The 19,854-nt window shown below is 40.0% G+C and carries 11 protein-coding genes; 3 read left to right on the top strand and 8 right to left on the bottom strand.

The features are described 5' to 3' along the window. Positions 1–82: 82 nt before the first annotated feature. A complete protein-coding gene (locus L6469_RS14575) occupies positions 83–640 on the top strand; it encodes a hypothetical protein (RefSeq protein WP_143067190.1) in 558 nt (185 codons plus the stop codon). Between the two features lie 67 nt (positions 641–707). Continuing rightward, entirely contained in the window at positions 708–1,565 is an 858-nt protein-coding gene (locus L6469_RS14570) for a hypothetical protein (protein ID WP_074803239.1), read from the top strand. 161 nt (positions 1,566–1,726) lie between these two features. On the opposite strand, the gene L6469_RS14565 is transcribed toward L6469_RS14570, so the two are convergent. Both L6469_RS14565 and L6469_RS14560 read right to left on the bottom strand, forming a co-directional pair. After that, entirely contained in the window at positions 1,727–4,057 is a 2,331-nt protein-coding gene (locus tag L6469_RS14565; protein WP_006281955.1) for a glycoside hydrolase family 3 C-terminal domain-containing protein, read from the bottom strand. Between the two features lie 76 nt (positions 4,058–4,133). Continuing rightward, the gene (locus L6469_RS14560; RefSeq protein WP_006281954.1) at positions 4,134–5,327 is read right to left on the bottom strand and encodes a site-specific integrase; all 1,194 of its coding nucleotides are present in this window, start codon (positions 5,325–5,327) and stop codon (positions 4,134–4,136) included. Between the two features lie 341 nt (positions 5,328–5,668). Between L6469_RS14560 and L6469_RS14555 the strand changes: the two genes are divergently transcribed. Further along, positions 5,669–7,975: an outer membrane beta-barrel family protein gene (locus L6469_RS14555; RefSeq protein ID WP_039870094.1), complete on the top strand. Its 2,307-nt coding sequence runs from the start codon at positions 5,669–5,671 to the stop codon at positions 7,973–7,975. 18 nt (positions 7,976–7,993) lie between these two features. Here L6469_RS14555 and L6469_RS14550 read toward each other — a convergent pair whose 3' ends face one another. From L6469_RS14550 to L6469_RS14525, 6 genes are all read right to left on the bottom strand, one after another. Next, positions 7,994–8,617, bottom strand: a complete 624-nt coding sequence (locus tag L6469_RS14550) for a porin family protein (protein WP_006281952.1) — start codon at positions 8,615–8,617, stop codon at positions 7,994–7,996. A gap of 80 nt (positions 8,618–8,697) precedes the next feature. Beyond that, positions 8,698–10,428: a beta-glycosidase gene (locus tag L6469_RS14545; RefSeq protein WP_237851157.1), complete on the bottom strand. Its 1,731-nt coding sequence runs from the start codon at positions 10,426–10,428 to the stop codon at positions 8,698–8,700. Next, positions 10,425–11,609, bottom strand: coding sequence for a sugar-binding domain-containing protein (locus L6469_RS14540; RefSeq protein ID WP_237851156.1), 1,185 nt, complete (start codon positions 11,607–11,609; stop codon positions 10,425–10,427). Before L6469_RS14540 ends, L6469_RS14545 begins: the two co-directional genes overlap by 4 nt. A gap of 86 nt (positions 11,610–11,695) precedes the next feature. Further along, complete coding sequence (locus L6469_RS14535; RefSeq protein WP_006281949.1) at positions 11,696–13,111, bottom strand: AAA family ATPase; 1,416 nt, start codon at positions 13,109–13,111, stop codon at positions 11,696–11,698. A 433-nt stretch (positions 13,112–13,544) separates the two neighbouring features. Beyond that, positions 13,545–16,757, bottom strand: coding sequence for a DEAD/DEAH box helicase family protein (locus tag L6469_RS14530; protein ID WP_074803236.1), 3,213 nt, complete (start codon positions 16,755–16,757; stop codon positions 13,545–13,547). 1 nt (position 16,758) lies between these two features. Next, positions 16,759–19,845, bottom strand: a complete 3,087-nt coding sequence (locus L6469_RS14525; protein WP_006281134.1) for a DNA methyltransferase — start codon at positions 19,843–19,845, stop codon at positions 16,759–16,761. Positions 19,846–19,854 lie beyond the last annotated feature (9 nt).

The raw sequence follows: 19,854 nt of genomic DNA, 5'->3' as shown, positions 1-19,854 counted from the left end.
TTTGTCGAACTCACGTGAATATATAACAGATTTGGATGTGTTTCTCTTGTGTATCATTAATCGTAATTTAAAATTTAATATTATGAAATATTTAATAATTAGCTTATGCTTGTTTTTTGCTGGACATTTAACTGTAAATAGTCATCCTTGTTATGTTGACAGGGAAGAGTGTTATAATTTAGAGCAAAAGGATAGTGTGTTACGTGAGCGTATTTCAGATAGATTTGAAAAAATTAATATCGTACACACAAATCGAGAAAACTTAACTGGTTTGAAGCAGTCCGCAGATTGGGAAGTCAGGAAGTATGCTTTGAAGCAAAAGAGCATATTTAAACAAATGGAATATAATATATTAAAGCAAGTATCTTTCCAAATATTAAATAAAGTTTTGGGATATAAGTTTAATCCTATAATTTGCAAGTTAATAATAGCGCCACATGATGGAGTTGTTAAAAAGGTTTCATTTCAGATGAGCCATAAAATATCATCAGATATCACAAATAAAGAAATTTTGGAATTTGAAAATATTATATTAAATACACAGTTTATCCCCGATCCTTCAATAACCGGTGATATTTTATTGTGTAATTGGGTGATTGGTCGCGAAGCAATAAAAAAGTATCTTGATTCTAATAAATAACTTATATATTATAAACTATTCTAATTTATTTAAATAATTGGTTATGAGATTTCTGCAAAATTATCTCATGTTAATATTATCTTTTATTGTTTATCCTCTTGTTTCTTTTAGTCAAACAAGTTTTCAGATGACATATAAAGACAGTCACTATTATATCAACACAACTGTTAACGGTCATGATAGCGTGTGGATATATGTCGAGTCTGGTTTACCAGGAATTCTTATTAACGAACATAACTATAATAGATTGTTTATAGATTCTTTATATCAGACTGTTGATTCTGGTTATTCTGAAATTAAATCTTTTTATGGAAGTTATCCTGTTTCTAAAATTAGCTGTGGCAAGGTTAATATTGGAGATTTAAGTTACCAAGGTAATATATATGTTATAGATGGATATGATAAAATAGGGGTTCCAATACATTTGTTGAAGAATGAAAAAGATTCAACAGCGAATATGATACGATTTCATTTTAGTAGAAGAATACTTGATTTTGTTGGGAAGGATTCTGTAACTCCTAAAAATGAATATAAAATGGTAGAATTATCTCCCATGCCAGTTGTAGAAACAACATTATTCCTTGCAGACACATATGGACATCGTGGCAGTATTAAGGGAAAGTTCGTCTTTGATCTTGGTAATTCTTCTCCATTATTCCTTTTTACTAGGAATTCGTCTTTGCAAAGTTTTATAAAAAGAAATGACTTCAAGATATTTCCTGCAAAAGATAAGTCTGGTAACAATGTCGGAAACGGAATCTATGCAAGCTATTGCAATGTTGGTATGAAGAGAATAAGAAATGCTTCAATAGGATTAGCTGATAAAATATACATATCTGACATTCTTGGAAGTATGGGTCCTTCATTATTTTTGAAAGGTTATGTGATTGTTGACGCACAAAAAGGTATTATTTATTATGAGTAAATATAACCTATTCATCTTCTATAGAAAGTGAAGATATATTATAGAAAGTAATTTATACATGGATAATCATTTCCGCTGTAGTAACATATCTTGCAAGCAGGAATGTTACCACAGCGAAAATGATGAATGTATTTGTAAGACTATTCTTTTGGTATAAGGAATCACTTGATGACTTCAGAGAAGTAAAAATCACGCAAAGGTTTCACTACGATATCTCCCTTGACGGTTATATTTTTTTGCAATTTGATATCCTGTGATGAGGCTCCTATCTTGACCGTAAATGTGCCAGGGGCGATATTCCATTGTCGTTTACCGTTGTTAGAATAATAGCCAAACTGTTCAGTGTAGAGTTTTACCTTTACTTTCTTACGCTCACCAGCCTTGAGTGATATGCGGGCAAAGCCCTGCAGTTGGATAGGGCGGATATTCTGATTCTCTTGAGTAGGAGACAAGTAAACCTGAGCGATTTCATCAGCATCCATTTTTCCCGTATTTGCTACTTCGAATGCGATATGCAAGCTTTCATCAGAAGTCTTCACTTCTGTAGGAACTTCAAGATTACTATAGTCGAAAGTGGTATAGCTCAGACCATAGCCGAAAGGCCAAGCCACACGTGAATCCTGTTTGGCAGAATAGTTATAGCAGATAGGCTCGTTCAGTTCTACATTCGGATAACTTACAGAAAGTTTAGCTGATGGAGACACGTTACCGTAGAGAATATCTGCAACAGCATGACCACCTTCCTCACCAGGATACCAAGCCTGGATAACAGCAGCACAACGGTTGGCAATGTTAGAGATGACTTGCGCTCTTCCACCAAAAACAACCAGCACAACAGGTTTTCCTGTAGCCAGAAGTCGTTCTACATATTGTTCCTGATGTCCCGGGAGGCAAAGCCCCTGTCGATCACGATTTTCGCCACATAGCATTACATTCTCACCAACAGCTGCGATGATAACATCCGCCTCCTTTGCCATGGCCAGAGCTTCAGTTTCATCAGCCTTTTCACCAGAATCGACCTTACGATGTAATACCTCGTATTCCCAAGCACGTTCATCACCAGATACAGCATACTTGGTTTCGATAGTATCAGTCCAGTCACATCCGCGGGAATAAGAAATATTTATCCCCGCAGGCTTTCGGTCTTTCATACCTTCGAGGAGTTTCACGATATGAGGATGGTCAAGATCTTCAGTTACCTTCTTCCAGAAATAAGTCATTGCCGGGAACGAATAGTCACCACACATGGCCCACATTGTATTCGCATTCGGACCTGTGACGAAGATATTCTGTTTGCCTCGAAGCGGTAATATCCCTTTATTTTCAAGTAAAACGACACTTTGTGTAGCGATATCGTAGGCAGTCTGTCGCTCCTCCTTACTATCGAGCTGAATAGGATCTTTGCTGTAGAGATAAGCGTTCTTGTCGAAGAGCCCTTGGCGATATTTATGGCGAAGAACATCTTTTACAGCACGCTCAAAAGCCTCGGACTTAACCATACCTTTATCGAGACCTTCCTGCAGGAACTTATAGTTGGCCCCATGCGGAAAATCCACATCGTTGCCAGCGTTGATCGCTGCAGTAGCCTTCTGAAGAGGAGTATCAAGACCAGGAATTTGGTCTATGGCTGTATAGTCACTAACCACCATACCATCGAAGCCGAGATAGCCACGAAGAATATCGGTCAGTATCTCATGATTAGCTACACAGTTAGTACCATGTACAGCGTGATAACCAGGCATCAGCGCTTTGCTTCCAGCCAGTCGAATCATTGTTTCGTGAGGAAGTAGAATTTCTTCCATCATCTCCTTTTCCTTAGCATCGCCTCCGCCACCATATCCGAGATAGTGCTTGCTGCAAGCCCCCACACCCTTGGTTAAGTCGCCCTGTTGCAATCCCTTGACAAAGGCAGTACCCATTACAGCTGACAGATACCCATCTTCGCCATACGACTCTTCGAGCCGGTTGAAACTTGGATTTCGGCATACGTCTACCATAGGCGATAAGGAGAGTACGCCTCCCATTTTGCGCATATCGATACCCGTTTGTAAGGTCTTTCGCTCAGCTAGTTCGGGATTAAAAGAGCATGCTTGTCCTATTTGTTGTGGATAGATCGTAGCATCTTTCGTGTTAACACCCGAGAGCACTTCTTCGTGGAATAGAGCAGGAATTCCGTTAGGAGTATGATGTATGAGCCAGTCTTGTACAGCAGCAACGCGGTCTCGAAGAATATTTGCATCGAGCGGTTTTTGGCTGGCATATTGAGAGAAGTGACCGATACCAAACGGAATCAACTCTTTACATTTTACGGTATCCAGATTACCCTGTTCATCAAACAAGTCATCCATATATCCACTACGTAATTGGTTAATGCGTTCTTCCTGCGACATTCTATCGTAAAGAGCGTCAACCTGCTGATTAATAAGTATAGTTTGGTTATTACAACTGACAAGAGCTATAGAAGCACACATAAGCAATATTTTTTTTCTCATGTTAAGGTTTAATGTTATTATTTGGTTAGCTATGGTGCAAAGATACATTTTTCTTTGAAAATATAACTCTATCTATTTACAATAATCCCAAAATCATCTTATTTGCTTTGTCAACCACTGACGTTTCTAGTGAAGCAAGGTAAATCCGTGTCGTTGCTTCAGAGTCATGTCCCATACCTTCGCTGATAACAGATAAAGGTATATTTTTAAATTTGGCAGCACTTGCCCAAGAGTGGCGAGCTACATACATGGTCAGTGGTCTCTGGAGTTTAAGCATAGTCGAAAGCTCTTTTAAGTGATAGTTCACTAAATGAAGGGCATTGTTGTATTGTTTTCGTTCCTTGCCTGGTTTGGTAATGATAGGAAGAAGATAGATCGTCTCATTTTTAGGGTATTTGTCGATAATCTCCTCCATGCACTTCTCCCACTTGATCGTGAGCAGCTGACCCGTTTTTTTTCGTCGGTAAGTCAGGAAACCGTTTTTCAAGTCTTTCTTTTTGAGGTATGACATGTCGATGAAAGACATGCCACGAGTGTAGAAACTGAATAAGAACATATCACGTGCATAATCGAGTATCGGTTTCAACGACAAGTCCTGTTCTTTCAAGGCTTTAATCGTTTTGATAGGAACGGCTCGTTTAACAGTTTTCTCAACTCCCGTATAGACGTGTCGAAACGGATAGATTTGTGGAGTCAGCTCCTTTTCTACGGCACGATTATAGACAGCGCGAAGATTGCGCATATAGAAAGAAATGGTGTTCATGCTAACCCCTCTGGCTTTTAGATAAGCCTCATACAGAAGCATGAGGTCAGAATTGATGCCATTAAGTGGGATATCTCGTCCGTCTCGAAAAGTGATAAAACTTTTAAGTGTAGCGGCATAAGTCTCAGATGTTCGGATCTTGCCCAAAAGCTTTAATTGTGCTATGGTATTGTGCATGAAGGTGAAAAACGAAGTTTCTTTAGTTACACGTTGGAATGTAGCTATTATAGTATCCGTCGTATATCTAAGTTCCTCTGTCTCCATTTGTCTGATAATGTTTTTCAATCGGGTGAAGTCCCATTTCAAATGCTCCTTGATATTGCACAAAACAGCGTATCGGTTTTCGTTCATGATAATACATTCTTCTGTTGCATCCCATTCATTTGCAAAAATATGATAGTCGGTGTTTAACTGGCGAACTACGCGGTTATGGATAATTTGAAAATAGATGCATCCTTCTTTATCTTCAACAGTGGAAGGTCTAAACTTTATTTTTATTGATGTCATAGTATAAAATTATAGTTGTTACATTGTTATACTGTGATGGGGGATATTTTATATCCCAAATCGAATAAAAATATAGAGAATTAATCCATTTTTTGAGTAAGTCTAGTATATAAATTCTCGTTTTTTGTATTGGATAGAGCGATAAAGTATCGTATTTTTAGAACCTTTGTGCTTAAATTGAGCGCAAATGAAAAAAGAACAATCTTCTTTACAAGTTCAGCAACTGGACGCACAATATAATAATGTTCGTCAACTTTTCAACACTATAAGAGCACTATATGAAAAATATTAACTAAATTTGCACTTGTATATTGAATCTTGAACAAAATAAATACTTACTTATGCGTATATTCTTAATGTCTTTTCTATGGCTATGCTCAATTGCTTCTTTTGCTCAGACAATAACAGGTCGTGTTATTGATGAATTGTCACAGCCTTTGGCTTTTGCTAATGTTGTATTATTAAATAGTGCTGACTCTTCTTTTGTTAAGGGAGTCATAACCAAGGACGATGGAACATTCATCATTGATGCAGAAGGCAAGGACGGATTACTTAAACTTTCAAGCGTGGGTTATCAAACCATGTTTATTGCTGTCCAGCATGGGAGTGTGGGAGACATTAAGATGCAACTTGCTACCCAAACACTTGGTGAGGTGGTGATAAAAGGTGAATATCCTCAATACAAGATGACTGCAGGCGGTATGGCTGTGGATATTCATAATTCGATGCTTAAAGATGTTGGAACGGCAGATGATGTCCTTTCTATGCTGCCAAACGTGCAAGGCGAGGACGGAAAATTTACTGTGTTTGCTAAGGGAACTCCTGAGATATACATTAATAACAAAAAAGTGCAGGATATTCAAGAACTGAAACAACTGAAATCTACAGATATCAAGAGCGTATCAATAATAACCTCACCTGGTGCAAAATATAACGCTGAGGTGGGTGCCGTGATACGTATTAAAACCTTAAAGCCTCAGGGTGATGGTTTTGGCGTGGAGACATATAGTTGGCTAGGTTATAACAAGAAATGGGCAAACTATGATGACGCTACGGTAAAATATCGCACTGGTGGCTTGGAACTAACAGGTTCAATGGCATTAAATCATGCTAACTACTCTGAAGACAACACATTGGCTACTGATATTTATACAAACGGCAATCATATCAATATTAGTCAATATGCTCCAAATAGTTTTTGGTACACCCTTGTTAATGGCAAGATAGGGGCAAGTTATGATTTTAATGTCGACAATTCTATAGGTTTCTCTTATAAACTGAAGGGTTCTATTTATCAAGGTGGAACAGCTCAAACATTACAAAATATAAAGCGTAATGATGTTCTTGAAGGAAATGTTGATCAGTTGATGACAATACAGATGAGCGATAACCCACAACATGAAGCAAATATGTATTATGTGGGTAAGGCTGGCAAACTTGGTATTGATTTCAACGGAACATGGATTTGGAAGAAAAACACACGTAATCAAGCTTCCCATGAAGAAAGTCTGCAATTGGGTAATCGTGAGGTAAATACATACAATGTAAATCGTAATAATCTGTTGGCTGGAAAATTAGTGTTGAGTTATCCTGTGTGGAAGGGCGAACTGAGTGTAGGTTCTGAGATAAGCCGCTCTAATAATCATGGTGTTTATACCAATATGGAACAGGTGTTATTGCCTTCAGATGATGAAATAAAAGAAAGTAATACAGCTGCTTTTGCAGAATATCAATTGAATTTAGGAGGATGGAACTTTGTTGGAGGCTTGCGCTACGAATCGGTTAATTCTGATTATTATTCCTTTGGAAAATTCCAGACAGAGCCAAGTCGAAAATATCGTGATTGGTTCCCTAGTGTTACCTTAGGATGGGAAAAGAATAAATGGGGTGTTCAGTTGGGATATGATAAGCGTATAAGTCGTCCAAGCTATCGTTCTTTAAATTCTAACGTACAATATGACAATCGCTATCAATATGAAGGTGGTAATCCGTTGTTGCGTCCAACAATAAAGCAGAATCTCAGTCTGAATGTCACCTATTCTTGGTTGAGTTTTGTTGCTGGATACAGACGTGACAAGGATGTACAGCAGAGTTTTGGTAGCCTGTATAAGGAAGGAACGGAAATAACAATATGGACAGATCGCAATTTCGATAAGGCTGAATTTTATAATCTCTCGCTAACAGCCTCTCCTAAATTTGGATTCTATTTGCCAACGCTCACAGTTAGCTACTGGCAGCAGAACTTTGACACAAAGGCTTATGGTGTAGATAGGAATTTTAATAAGCCAGAGTGGGAATTCGACTTCCGCAATTGGTTTACCCTCAACAAGACAACCAAGGCAATGCTTTATTTGCACTATTCAACAAGCTATTACAATGGTTTTACTTATTACAACCATGACTTTAGAGTGAATGCTCGTGTTCAGAAGAAATTCTTTGATGATAAGATTACAGCAGCTATTATAGCCAACGATATCTTTCGTACTAAGCGTGACAGCTGGACAGGTTATTTCCCTGTAACAACGATGTCGAGGGATGCCTATACCTTTACCCAATCCATCGGTGCCTCTATCACATACAACTTCAATACCTCTCGAAGCAAATACAAAGGAACTGGTGCTGGTAATGCAGAGAAGGAAAGATTGTAATGATAAAAGACGTGGGAGTTAGAAGAGATAACCTAATGATATCTGAATGTTACGGTTCTTGCAACCGTCTACGACTTTAGATGTTCCAGTCAATCCATGAATATATCGTCCTTCTATAAATACATTGTTATTGAAACGATAGCCTAGTCCACCAAAAATACCAAAATCGATCTTCTTGGTATTGTTAGAAGAATAAGCGTCATATGTGTTTTCCCAATTCTCTAGTTCGCCTTTCTTGGAAAGTAAATAGCCTATCTGTGGACCACATTCTGCATAAAATCCGTCGGCAATGTAGTATTTTATGGCAATAGGGAGGTTGATATAATGACTTGTAACGGTATAGTTCTCATTGGCTATGTTTTGTTCAATAGCTGTAGTATAGATGATGTCTTTATATCCTTGTTGAGAATAGAGAAGATCTGCTTCTAATTCTAATTGATCCGTTAAAGCGTAATTCATAACTCCTCCAATATGAAAGCTTGTTCGAAACGATAAATCGCTGGAAATATACAGTTGTTCTACTTTACCTTGAGTTTCTTTAGAAAAGTTTAATCCCCCCTTTACTCCAAATCTAAGTTTTTGTGCATTTGCTGTAAGTGCTATGACTGCAACAAATAAAGTTAATGCTGTTTTCTTTACCATTTTTTTGTGATTAAATTGTTACTTCTGTTTTTATGGTTATTTTTAATTACCTTTATAACGCATGAAGAGACTATTTGTTGCTAATATTGAGAAATATTATTGAGCTCTTTGAGTTGGTTTTCATCAACGTTATCAGTAAGACCCTTTTTGAGTTCTTCCCATGAGATTTGCGTAGCAGGCGCAAAGGCATCAGAATTCATATAACGAAGAATGCCACGATAAAGAGCTTTCGTTTCAGGAAGTTTGCTACGTAGATTAGTCATGCAGACCATTAATTTACCTTTGCCAACTTGGAATTCAAAGATAAGTCCCAGACGATGATTACGTTCGATATTATCAATAACTTGTACGATAGGGCGATACTTCTTATCTAAGTTATCGAGCATGAGTGGGCGACTGTTCTTGGTAGCATCAAACCATTGCCATGAAGTGTAGCTGTCAGTTGGGAAATCAGTAAAGATAGGATGCAGAGGGTTAGCGATATACAGGCCGAGTGTACCCGGAGAAACAGGTTTCTTGTTGTTTTCGCTGATTGTCTTAAACATACGCCAGTTCCAGTAATCCGTCAAGAAGAGTCCGCCAACGGTATTTTTGTAGAGCGCAGAATCGTTTGCGAAGGTCGTACTGTCAGGCATCCAGAGAACGACAGCGCCTCGTTTTAACTTATTGGCGACAGCATCGTTCAGTGTACTTGTAATCAGCACTTTACCTTTTTCTGCTTCCGCCTTATCGATGGAAGGGTAGACCCATATACTGTAATTGTTACGATATACTTCCTCATTATTATCAGAAGAAGCCGTTGTGAGCGTTAAACTATACCTACCAGATTGCAAGTTTTTAGCCTGAGGTATACAGATAGTTCCCACTGAGATGAGCCCTTGAGCATCAGAATTTACAGTTAATTGTCCCTGTACGATGGGCGTATCCGACAAATTAGTTGTATTACCGTTTTTGCGAGAGAGTCCCCAAAGAATATTTTTACCCTTCAAGGAAGCACCACTGTAATTAGCTATTTTGATATCAGCCAGAATCGTCTCATCAGAAAAGCAGAATTTAGGCAGTTCAGCCAGAATAACAGTATTATAGCACCACTGTTTCCATTCATCTTGGGTGGTAATCCCTTTTGTTTGCATATTGGCATCGAGAATACCCACGTAAGCCGAACCCTGTCCTGGATAATCCTGAATGTCGAGGAGCTGGAAGCCGGCCATGTTCTTGGTACGGAGATCCATTTCGATATCAGCCTTATAGAGTTGTACGGCCCATTTTCCGCTGGCATCATGGAAGGCTTTAGCCATGTCGGCCAGACCGGCTTTTTGCAGTCTTCTCTGGAAAGTCATCATATTATACGGATAGAGCACCCCTTTATACTCAGGTATTTCTGTTTCGAAATCAGGATAAGTCTGGAATTGGCCCGTCTCGTGGCTGATAACAGGAACATTGGCTGCATCGCAGGCAAGATCAAAATTTCGGGTGGAATTCGGATAGAAATGGTTGAGCATACCACCATCGTAGACATCGGCAAAGGCGAATGAGCCACGAGTGTGGGTATTATAGTTGCCCCATCCTTCACCACCGATACGACAAGTGGTGAAGTAATCCATTCCCGGTTTGATGCCCTGGTAGCCTAGATAGAAGTTAGAGCCGAAAGTATAGAGTTTTTCAGGTGCCATTTTGCGGAAAGTATCCACAAATTGTTTCATGGCTTCGATAGAACCCCAGAGTTCATTACCTAAAGCCATCATTTGGAAACTAGGATGATGTCCATAGGTACGGATAATATTCTTGCCTTCTTTCAGAAGAAAGGTCATGAGGGTAGAATCTTCAGCCTTGAAATCCCCCAAAAAGGAAGTTCTGGTTGTAAGTAGATACCCAACTCATCAGCTGCCTGAAATGCAGCTTCAGGTGGACACCAGGAATGGAACCGAATGTGGTTGATGCCATAGGTACTGAGCTGCGTGAGATATTCTTTCCAGTCATCAGTCTTCATGGCAACATGTCCCGTTTGTGGCCATACGCAGGCATCATGTTTACCTCGTAGAAAAGTGAGGGTATCATTCACATAAAAGTGATGATTCCGAGTTTCCATTTTGGTAAGTCCAAAGGTTGTTTCATAGATATCTTTACCTACAATTTCAGCTTTCAGTCGGAAGAGGTTAGGATGAAACTCACTCCATCGTTTAGATGTTTCAGACAAGTCGAAATGAATAGTAGCATCCTTGTCTTGTTCATGGAGCAGTGATGCTATCGGGAAAGATTTTTGAGCGATAATCTTTTCTTTGTCGCCATCGGTATCGATAACAGAGAAAATGATTTTGTCTTTGCGTTTCAGATTCGGCGTACAGCGGAAGGTCACCTGTGCCACGGTAGGGTGCTCAATGTCTGTGCGGACTTGCAAATCGGTGAAGTGAGTAGGGTGGATGGCCTCCAGATACAGTTGTCCGATGATACCGTTCCAGTTCGTCTGAGTATCTTCTGTGTAGGCATGTGAAGAAGCGTATACTTGTTCAGGAACCCCACTGCCGTTATCCACAAGAATAGTAAGCGTATGCTGTCCTGGTGTAAGAACCTTAGAGAGATCAAAAGTCTGGGGAGTAGATACATCATTACTGCCTCCACACAGTTTGCCGTCAACAAAGATAGTAGTAGTCTTAGTGCGTTCAAGATGGAGGATAATAGTATGATTCTTCCAACTTTTGTCGATGTAGATGTTACGGCTATACCACGCTTTACCCTTATACGAGAAAAGACGAGAAAGATGCGTAGTCTCAGTAGTATCTTTGATAGCGACCCCCTTGCGATTCGTATCAGTAGTTCCGGGAAGCGAAACCAGATCGCTAAATGGCGAATTGATAGACAACGAGCCCAGCGGATCGAGCGCAAACTGCCACTGACCATCAAGGGCAAGCCGTGTCCGTGATTGAGCAGACAAAGATAACGGCAAGAATAAGGGCAAGGATATCAATAGTAGAGATAAAAATATTTTTTTCATAATTGATTATTCAGGTTTTTTTACAAGTCTAAGGTGATTATATACTAGTTTAACTGCAAATATACTGGTTACATAGTCCTTCATTTTTATCCAAATAACTCGTCCATGGTAATAGGTATCGGAGAGATTTCCGAATACATATTCTCATTTAGCCCGTATGTCGTTACGAGGCTTACCTGCACTCCGCCTTTGTGCCCTGTTTCCTTTTGAAAAGTTTCCATGCGACGGACGATGTTTCTGTATTCAGTCTCATTAAGAGTGTAGTCATCCTTTGAGTATTTCATCTCACAGATAGTCACAATACCGTCTGCACGGTCTATTACCAAGTCTATCTGGACGGCAGGTCGGCTTTTCTGACTGCGCCATGCATAGTATTCATGTCTGATAGCATCAAGCCTCAAACCATGTATGATCTGTCTTACATGCCACAGACAAACACGTTCGAAAGTAAGACCATACCAATTGTTTTGTTCGGGCGTACCGAGTGTGTTGCGCCAGAAATGTTCATCCGTCACTCTGCGAGTTCCAAAACGATAGTGGAATAGAGAGAAAAAATCTATCAACTGGTAGATTCCGTTTTTCAGCAATGAGCCATTGTTATAACGGCGAATAAAGTCACAGTGCTCCAAATCATCCAACATGTCACTTAGATGGCCATTGTCTGCAATCTTCAATTCTTTCGCTATCTCTGAACGAGTGTAACCATCTCGACGTGTGCTGAGCAGTCGTATAATTTCCATATATGAATCAGCATTCTTAAAAAGAGAGTTGAAGAGTCTCTGGTATTCATTCTCCAGTTCAGGCTCTGCTGAAAAGAAAAGAGAATCTATGTTGTCTGGCACATTTTTCTTCGGATCAAGCAGACTCAAATAGTATGGTACTCCACCAAGCACCATATAAGCCTGCAATACGGCAATTCTTGGCCAACGGAATTTCCTGCTTTTTAGATATTCCTCTGTTTGTCCAAGAGAGAAAGGACGTAGGTGCATGGTGTGTGTGGTACGCTTATGGAGTCCTGCCTTGTTGTTGACAATATTGCGCATCATCCATGAGGTAGCAGAACCGCATACAACCAAGTAAATGTTATCTAACCATGAGGCACGACTGTTCCAAAATAAATCCAATGCTTGTAGAAATCCAGAACGACGCGTATCGAAACAAGGCAATTCATCAATGAACACAGTCAGACGACGCTTGCGATTTTTGTTTTTCCTCTCCAAGAGTTCCGCAAGTTGTGTAAAAGCCTCAATCCATGAGGATGCTTTGTCTCCTTTGTGGCCATAGCGTACCAATGCATTATGGAAAGCCTCCATCTCTGTTTCTCGTGACCCGTCAATGACTCCTGTTGCGTAGAAGTCAAATTGATCCTTGAAGAAACTACGGATAAGAAAGGTCTTGCCAACACGGCGACGACCATATAAGGCTATGAATTCACTCCTTCCTGACTTAAAGTAGTCAGAAAGTCTTTCTAATTCCGATTCCCTACTAATAATTCTTTCCATTTTGACCTTGTATTTTGTCGATTCAAAAAATAATGGGTAGAAATATTATGATTCTATCATAAATTGCTGATACAAAGATACAAAGAATATTTTAAATAAGATTTATTTCGGGCGGAAACTTGCATTTTTTAATGTTTCCGCCCGAAATAAATCATGTTTTACCACAAATTTAGGTGCAAGATTGTTACTTATCTTGGGCGGAAACTTGATTATTTTGGCTGTTTCCGCCCAAAATAAGTTTAGAATATGGTAATATTAATCGCAAGTCAATTTGGATTTGCACTAAACAACAACAGGAGTTATATTAGTTCCACCAACTTTTTGTCTTACAGAATAATCAAATACTATAGAGGTAAACATTGCGGAAAATATAGCTCCGGGCATGAGGCCGTGTCAAAAATAAAAGACACGACCCCTTATTTAGGATTTGTATTCAGCTGTTCATTATATTCTTGAAGATATTTTCTATATAATTATCATCTTCATCAAACAGTACATGGTTTTCGGCAAACTCGGGACGTGTACCCCAGAAATTCACGTCTTGATATGCTGTGTTGGAGAGAATATAACTATCGAGTGTAATGTCTGCATCATGAAGCGTAGGTTCCACTTCTTCCTTCAGCGTTTTGTAGAGTTGAATCTTCGGGTCTTGCAATCCCTTTAGGTTACGGATTCCTTTTGGATCAATGAAAGTGACATGCTGATGTTCCCCATCGTTCACCCAAAGGATAAAGTCAGGATAGAATCCACTTGCTTCAAAAAAGCCTATGCCCTTACGGCTCTCGTTTCTGAGAAGGTATATTTCCTTATTAGCAAGCATTCCATTCCTATTGTCATCAAAGAATTTCCTTACATCGGACACAAATCGTTTTTCCCCAGGATTAAGAGCTACAGGAGAAATCTTTATCAGTGGTTCGTTGGTATCTTTATCCACCAGTTGCTTCTTACCATTAGCGTTTCTATCCTGTAGGCATAGCAACGGATAGAAAAGATGCTGGTCGAAACGAAGTGATGTTATCCAAGGTCCGTAGATAGAGAAGTCACGTTCCAAATTGCCTGATAATATCTGCTCGCGAAGCTCGTGCAGTTTGTCTATCCATTCTTGTCTGTCATTGCGGACTTCCACAGTGTATTCCTCAAAGAAGTTTGGATCGTTTGGCGACAAATAGACAGTCTCCATATACTTTGATTCCCACTTTCCTTTGCTCATCTTGTAGGCACGATCAATGTATGCACGTAGCAAAGCAATGGTAATCTCCTCCCATCGAGCCACATCCCTTCCAAAGTCTTTTGGCGTGAGGTCATCTTCTTGAATAAACAATTCATACCAATCTGAGGACTGCATCAAACTTTGCAATGTTCCCATGCTTAGCTCCATATTCCACCAACTACGTTCATTTTTCATCTGCTCAATGGCAAAGAATATCTTGTTCCAATTGAGCAATGCAAGATGACTGGAACGTAATTTGCCTTTAGGCATTACTGCACCTTCCTCTACACCAGCCTTTTTACTCCACAATGCATCAACCTTTGGCAGCCAGTCCACCTTGACACGCACTTTATCGATGCATTCTTCAGGATGCACCACTACCGTTTTCTTGAAGTCATATCCTTCTTTCAGACGAACCACTTTCAGTTTCGTCTCACCAAGCAAGTTGACGGTTGGAATCTTCACTTCCGTATATGCTTCTTCATTTGCTGGCAATCCTTCATCTTCCAGATATTTTCGGAAAGTATCCATATAATCTGCCCTTACGCCAAAGATATTCAGTGTTTCTATCTCTCGCAATCCTTTTGGCAGATTGCCAGGATTGTAACTACTGTCAAGGGCTGTGCTTCGTTTCAAAGAATACTTGTAGCCTTTCAAGCGCACACCACGACCAAAGAGCTGAATGATTTCCGAGCCTTCACTACGTCCTACGTTCATCAAGCCCATAGCGCTGACACGCCAGCTACTCCATCCTTCACTGAACTTCTTGGAACCTATAAGGATGTTGATTGTAGAGTCATCATCGTTAATGTGTGAAAACAGAGAATTGTTACCAAACTCACGTGTCTCACAGTCCAAGTCGTTCGATTCACACAGTTTGATAAGCGTATCACTGTCACCCACATTTATAACTCCGAAGTAAGGAGCATTTCCTACGCGAAGACCAATTTCGCCATCACCACCTTTCTGTTTATCTATATGCAAATTGGCATTGGGCACATTGCTGTGGAATAGCTTTTCCATGATCTTATGATATGTCTGGGCAGCGAAAGCATCTTCCTCACCAAGTTTCAATCCTTGTTTTGTCAATAAGAAATTATTGGCAAATAGCGAATATCCACGTAGATTCTTGATGCCATCATTAGGATTAAGCAGTCGTTTGATGTAGCCGCTAAACTCCGAAGGTCTATTAATGAAGGATTGGAAGAAAAGAAGTATCTTCACGACATCACTTATCTTACGTTTTTTTTCTGTGCGTACAGCATTTACAGAGCTACCAACAAAGATGCCTAATGGACGAGCGATGAGGAACTTGTTTTTTATGTTCATATCGCCATCGAAAGCCAGTGTCTGCTCATAGAGGCACAGCAGATAGGCTGTTAGGTACATATTCAGCAGTTCCTCGTTTTCTACAGTAGCCATGTTCATGATGCGGTAGTTTTTACCATAACCATCATTATAGAAGTAGCGGTAGCTGTAGTCGAAGAGCGTTGCCTTACCATATTCTTCTATTAAGGCTTTGCGGCTTGCTCCTGTTTGGGCAGCAATAGCTTGTCCAAAGGTTGCCGAGTATTCAAACGAGAAACCTTCCTGAGTCAGTTTATTCCGATAGCCTTTCCACACTTCTCCACCACTACCTTTATGTCCTTCGTCAACAAGTACCAGATTGTTACCTTCGAAACTATCAACTGCTACCGTCTTGTCACCATCCTGTTCTGCCAGTTTATTGATGTCTATTACATCAATGGTTTTGCCTTCAAAGAAACTACCACGACTTTGCTTTGTAAAAAGCTGTGCATCAAAGTTTGATTTATGCAGCTCTTCAATATGTTGGTTAGACAAACCCTCGTTAGGTGTCAGAATCATGATGCGGTTCAGTTTTTTGGCATTGTGTTTCTCTGCATAATGCAAATACTGCTTGATGTTCACATGCATCATCAATGTTTTACCCGAACCGGTTGCTGCCCAAAATGCCACCTTGTTCAGGTCGTCCTCAGTGAACATGGGCATGTCGTGCCATGTTTCCGTGCGCAGGTTGAAGTCATGCATCAAAAACGTGTTGATGTCATCAAGTAGACGTTGCTTGTCCGAGAAAAAGCGGTCGAGATAAATTTCTGTGAAGAGCAGAGCCAAGTATTGGTAATACTTCCACGTTATCTTTTCCTCTCGCCGTTCGTTGATCTCCTTTGTATGTTTCACTATGTTGCGGTCATACTCATAGAGCTTTTCTTCCTTGATTTCATAGTCATACATGTGCATCTTCAACGCATAGAAAATACGCGACGTTCCTTCGTCATCCACACCTTCCAGTGCTGGATCCTTTAAGTCTTGGCTCAAAGCTTCCAAGTCCTTGCATCCCAACAGATGCAGGATGTATTTATGCAGTACCAGTGCTTCTTGTAGACGTGCTGGTCTTTTTGTATTCTTCTTTGCCATATCAAGCCTCTTCAAACATACGTTTTGCGAATTCCTCTTCCGTCAGCACCACTTTCCAGTTTTCCTCGTCTCTGCGCAGGTTTGGCAAAGTGTTGTCACCATTCACATAGATAAGGTCGAATTCAGAATCTCGGGTGCGGAAGTCCATGCGTTCAAAGAAACGGCAAAGTTTCTCGTTGTCTATCTCCTCGCAGTTACGCCAGATGACGAGTGTCTTCAATCCTCTACGATGTGTCTTTCCTTGAACAACGCAGATATTGTCATTCTCGAACCAGTCTTCCGTTTCCACGTTCAAGCCAATAAGGTAGTTGAAAGTCTCTACCATATCCACCTTTGTTTCCACCAACTCATTGTCTTTGGTGGTTTTCAGTGACATATTGAATGGATTGACGAACATCTTCTGGTTCAGCAGAGAGTCACGTGTCTCTGTATCGAGCATATAACTGAGCATATAGCTCTCATGGAACTCATCATCACGCCAATCAATCTGCTGCTTCTTTATTTCAAGGTTGTTCAACGTATCTTCGTACTGCTCCAATCGGATGTATTTGAAGCATTGAGAGATGCCTTGGCGAGATACGGGTTTACCGTCTTTCCAACTATCAGAATAAACAGTCCTTTCCATTCGAGGCTTGGTTACATCGTCAAAAATATCTCCTACCTGAGAAAGAAGATATTTTCTATTACCTTGGTCTTTGTTCATTTCAATTACTGCATGACCTGTAGAAGCAGAACCAGCGAAGAAATCAATAATCAAGGCATTTTTGTCTTTTCCTATATTTTGTAATGAGAGAACATGTTGAATAAACGATATAGGTTTTTTACCGTTTCTAAAAGAAACACCACCTTCATCAGTTGCGTCATTAAATGCTTTCTCAAAGTCAACATAATTTGGGTAAGGGATTTCTATAGTATCTTTTCTATTTATTGGTGCCCCTTGATAATAATCTCCGTTTTTTCTTCCACTCTCAACAGATGGAGTCCAAAAATATCTGAAACCAAATTTGTCATCCCCCATATTTGGAACTTTGAAAATAAAACCTGGGTGTGAAGCTGCTAAATTTTCAAGATAGGCAACATAAAAGCGTCCACTAGAGTTACCTTCTCGTATTGAACCTCTAACACTTATAGGTTTTGTGTAATCAAAACTCGATTCTTGATGTTTTATTATTTTATAATGCTCTGGTGCATATACTTCTACTTCCTTATTACCTAATGACAAAACTTCATCGGGTCCCCCCTCGGTTTCTATCGTATATAGATAGTCAGCATCAGAACTGTTATCTTTTTGTCGTTTTAAAGGCTTAAAGGAGTCGCTTAAAGCATAGAGAAGAAGAGATTCATAAACCTCATGAAAGTCTTTATCTCCTTTTAGAATTCTATCTTCATGCCTAACTTTAACGCTGAAAGTCGTTAAATATTTAGAAAACATACTATCGAGTAAACATTTAGAATTGAATAGTTCGTTTTCATTAATACTTATAGAGATACTACTATCAAGAGTCATAAGTTGTTTCACTATTAACAACCTGTTTTCCATCATTGTCAGCCACGAAGAATCTTTATATTGGTCTTTGTAGGCAAATCCATCACTACCAGTGTTATAAGGAGGGTCTATATACACACACTTAACTCGTTCTCTATATTTCTCCTGCAACAATTCCAATGCTTGGAAGTTCTCACTATTAATCAGCAAACCATTTGTCTGCTCATCAATATTCTCCATGCTCTTTACTAACTGATGCTTAAACTTAGCATCGAAGAAAGCGGTATCAAGAACAAGGAAAGAGTTTTGTTTTAAGAACTCAATGGTTAGCGGTTCACTATATGCCTCTGTCGTCAAGTCACCCTTAATCTCGTCAATGGCAAACAAGCGTACCCATTCCTTACGTTGTGCTTCGTTGGCAATAATCTCAGGATATAGTTTCTCAGGCACACGGTCAAGCGTGATGCAATAGTCGCTTTGAACCACAAACTTCTTTTTCAACCACAGCTTACGTTGGAAGTTTTCGAGTTGAGCCAACATACGGATAATCTTCTCGCCCACCTGCTTGATGGCACGGACAATAGTCAGCTGACTGTTGATGAGCTGTGCATCAAGGTCATCAATATGCAGCACTTCATTCTTGATATAGAAGTCCAACTCACGATGAAGGAAGCCGCCAAGGTCCTTATGGATAAAGTAATCAAATGAATTCTTGGCTGTGTAGTCCGTCAAGTGCTTCTCCAGCAAAGTGCGGTTGGGATTATCCTTTGTAGGAGCTTTAGTGGTAAGCACTTCCTCGAAGTCGGCAGGTACAAGAGGCATGATACCCTCTAAGGCTGCTGCTAACAAATCCTTCTGCTTTGTAGCCTTTGGCATCAGTTCGTAGGTGAAATAGATATCTAACTCAGCCTCACCCTCAGCCCCTCTCCGAATGGCGAGGGGAGTGGTTAGCTCGTCCTCTGGCGTAGGCACCCATAGAGCAAAGCGCCGCTCCATGTTGTTGGCGGCACGATTGTTGTTTTGTTCTGTGCTGGCATCTTTTAGCACAAAGTGTACTTTCTTGCGTGATGTAGGCAACACGAAAGTATAATCGCGGAAATACTCTGAAGTCTTGATATAGTACTGGTCGCTGTTAGCCCAATGCAGTTTCACTTCCTCTCCGTTATAGGGTATAGCATAGGTATTGTCCTTGTAGCGACGCTTAGACAGGAAATCGCCACCATCGTAATAGCGCGAGAAGAAGGTAACAAGATGGCTGAACACCTCTGCCTGCATGGATTCCGTATCACCAGAATGCGCCAATTGGGTTTCCAATTTGTCGTATTCATCGCGTATTGGTGTGCCTTTAGGCAATACCTCGACATTGCCACCCACTGAGGCAACAATCTCTTCCATACGTTTCTTAGTCCTGTCGGCATCACCGCCATCATTACCTTTAAGCACCTGTTTAACCTGCGGGAGTAGCTCAAAATCTAGAAAATGTTGGATGTCATTACGTTTCTGGTTCATGATGCGGTAGATACCGAAGTCCAGTTCGGCATGATCCATCATGAAGATTTCTTCTAGTTTCTTCTTGAAACTCTCGTAATAATTCTGTGCCATATCTATGTA

Source organism: Segatella baroniae B14, from assembly GCF_022024235.1.
Taxonomy (GTDB): domain Bacteria; phylum Bacteroidota; class Bacteroidia; order Bacteroidales; family Bacteroidaceae; genus Prevotella; species Prevotella bryantii.
Note: the sequence above shows the minus strand (reverse complement) of the source record. Positions and strands in the feature narration are given on the sequence as shown.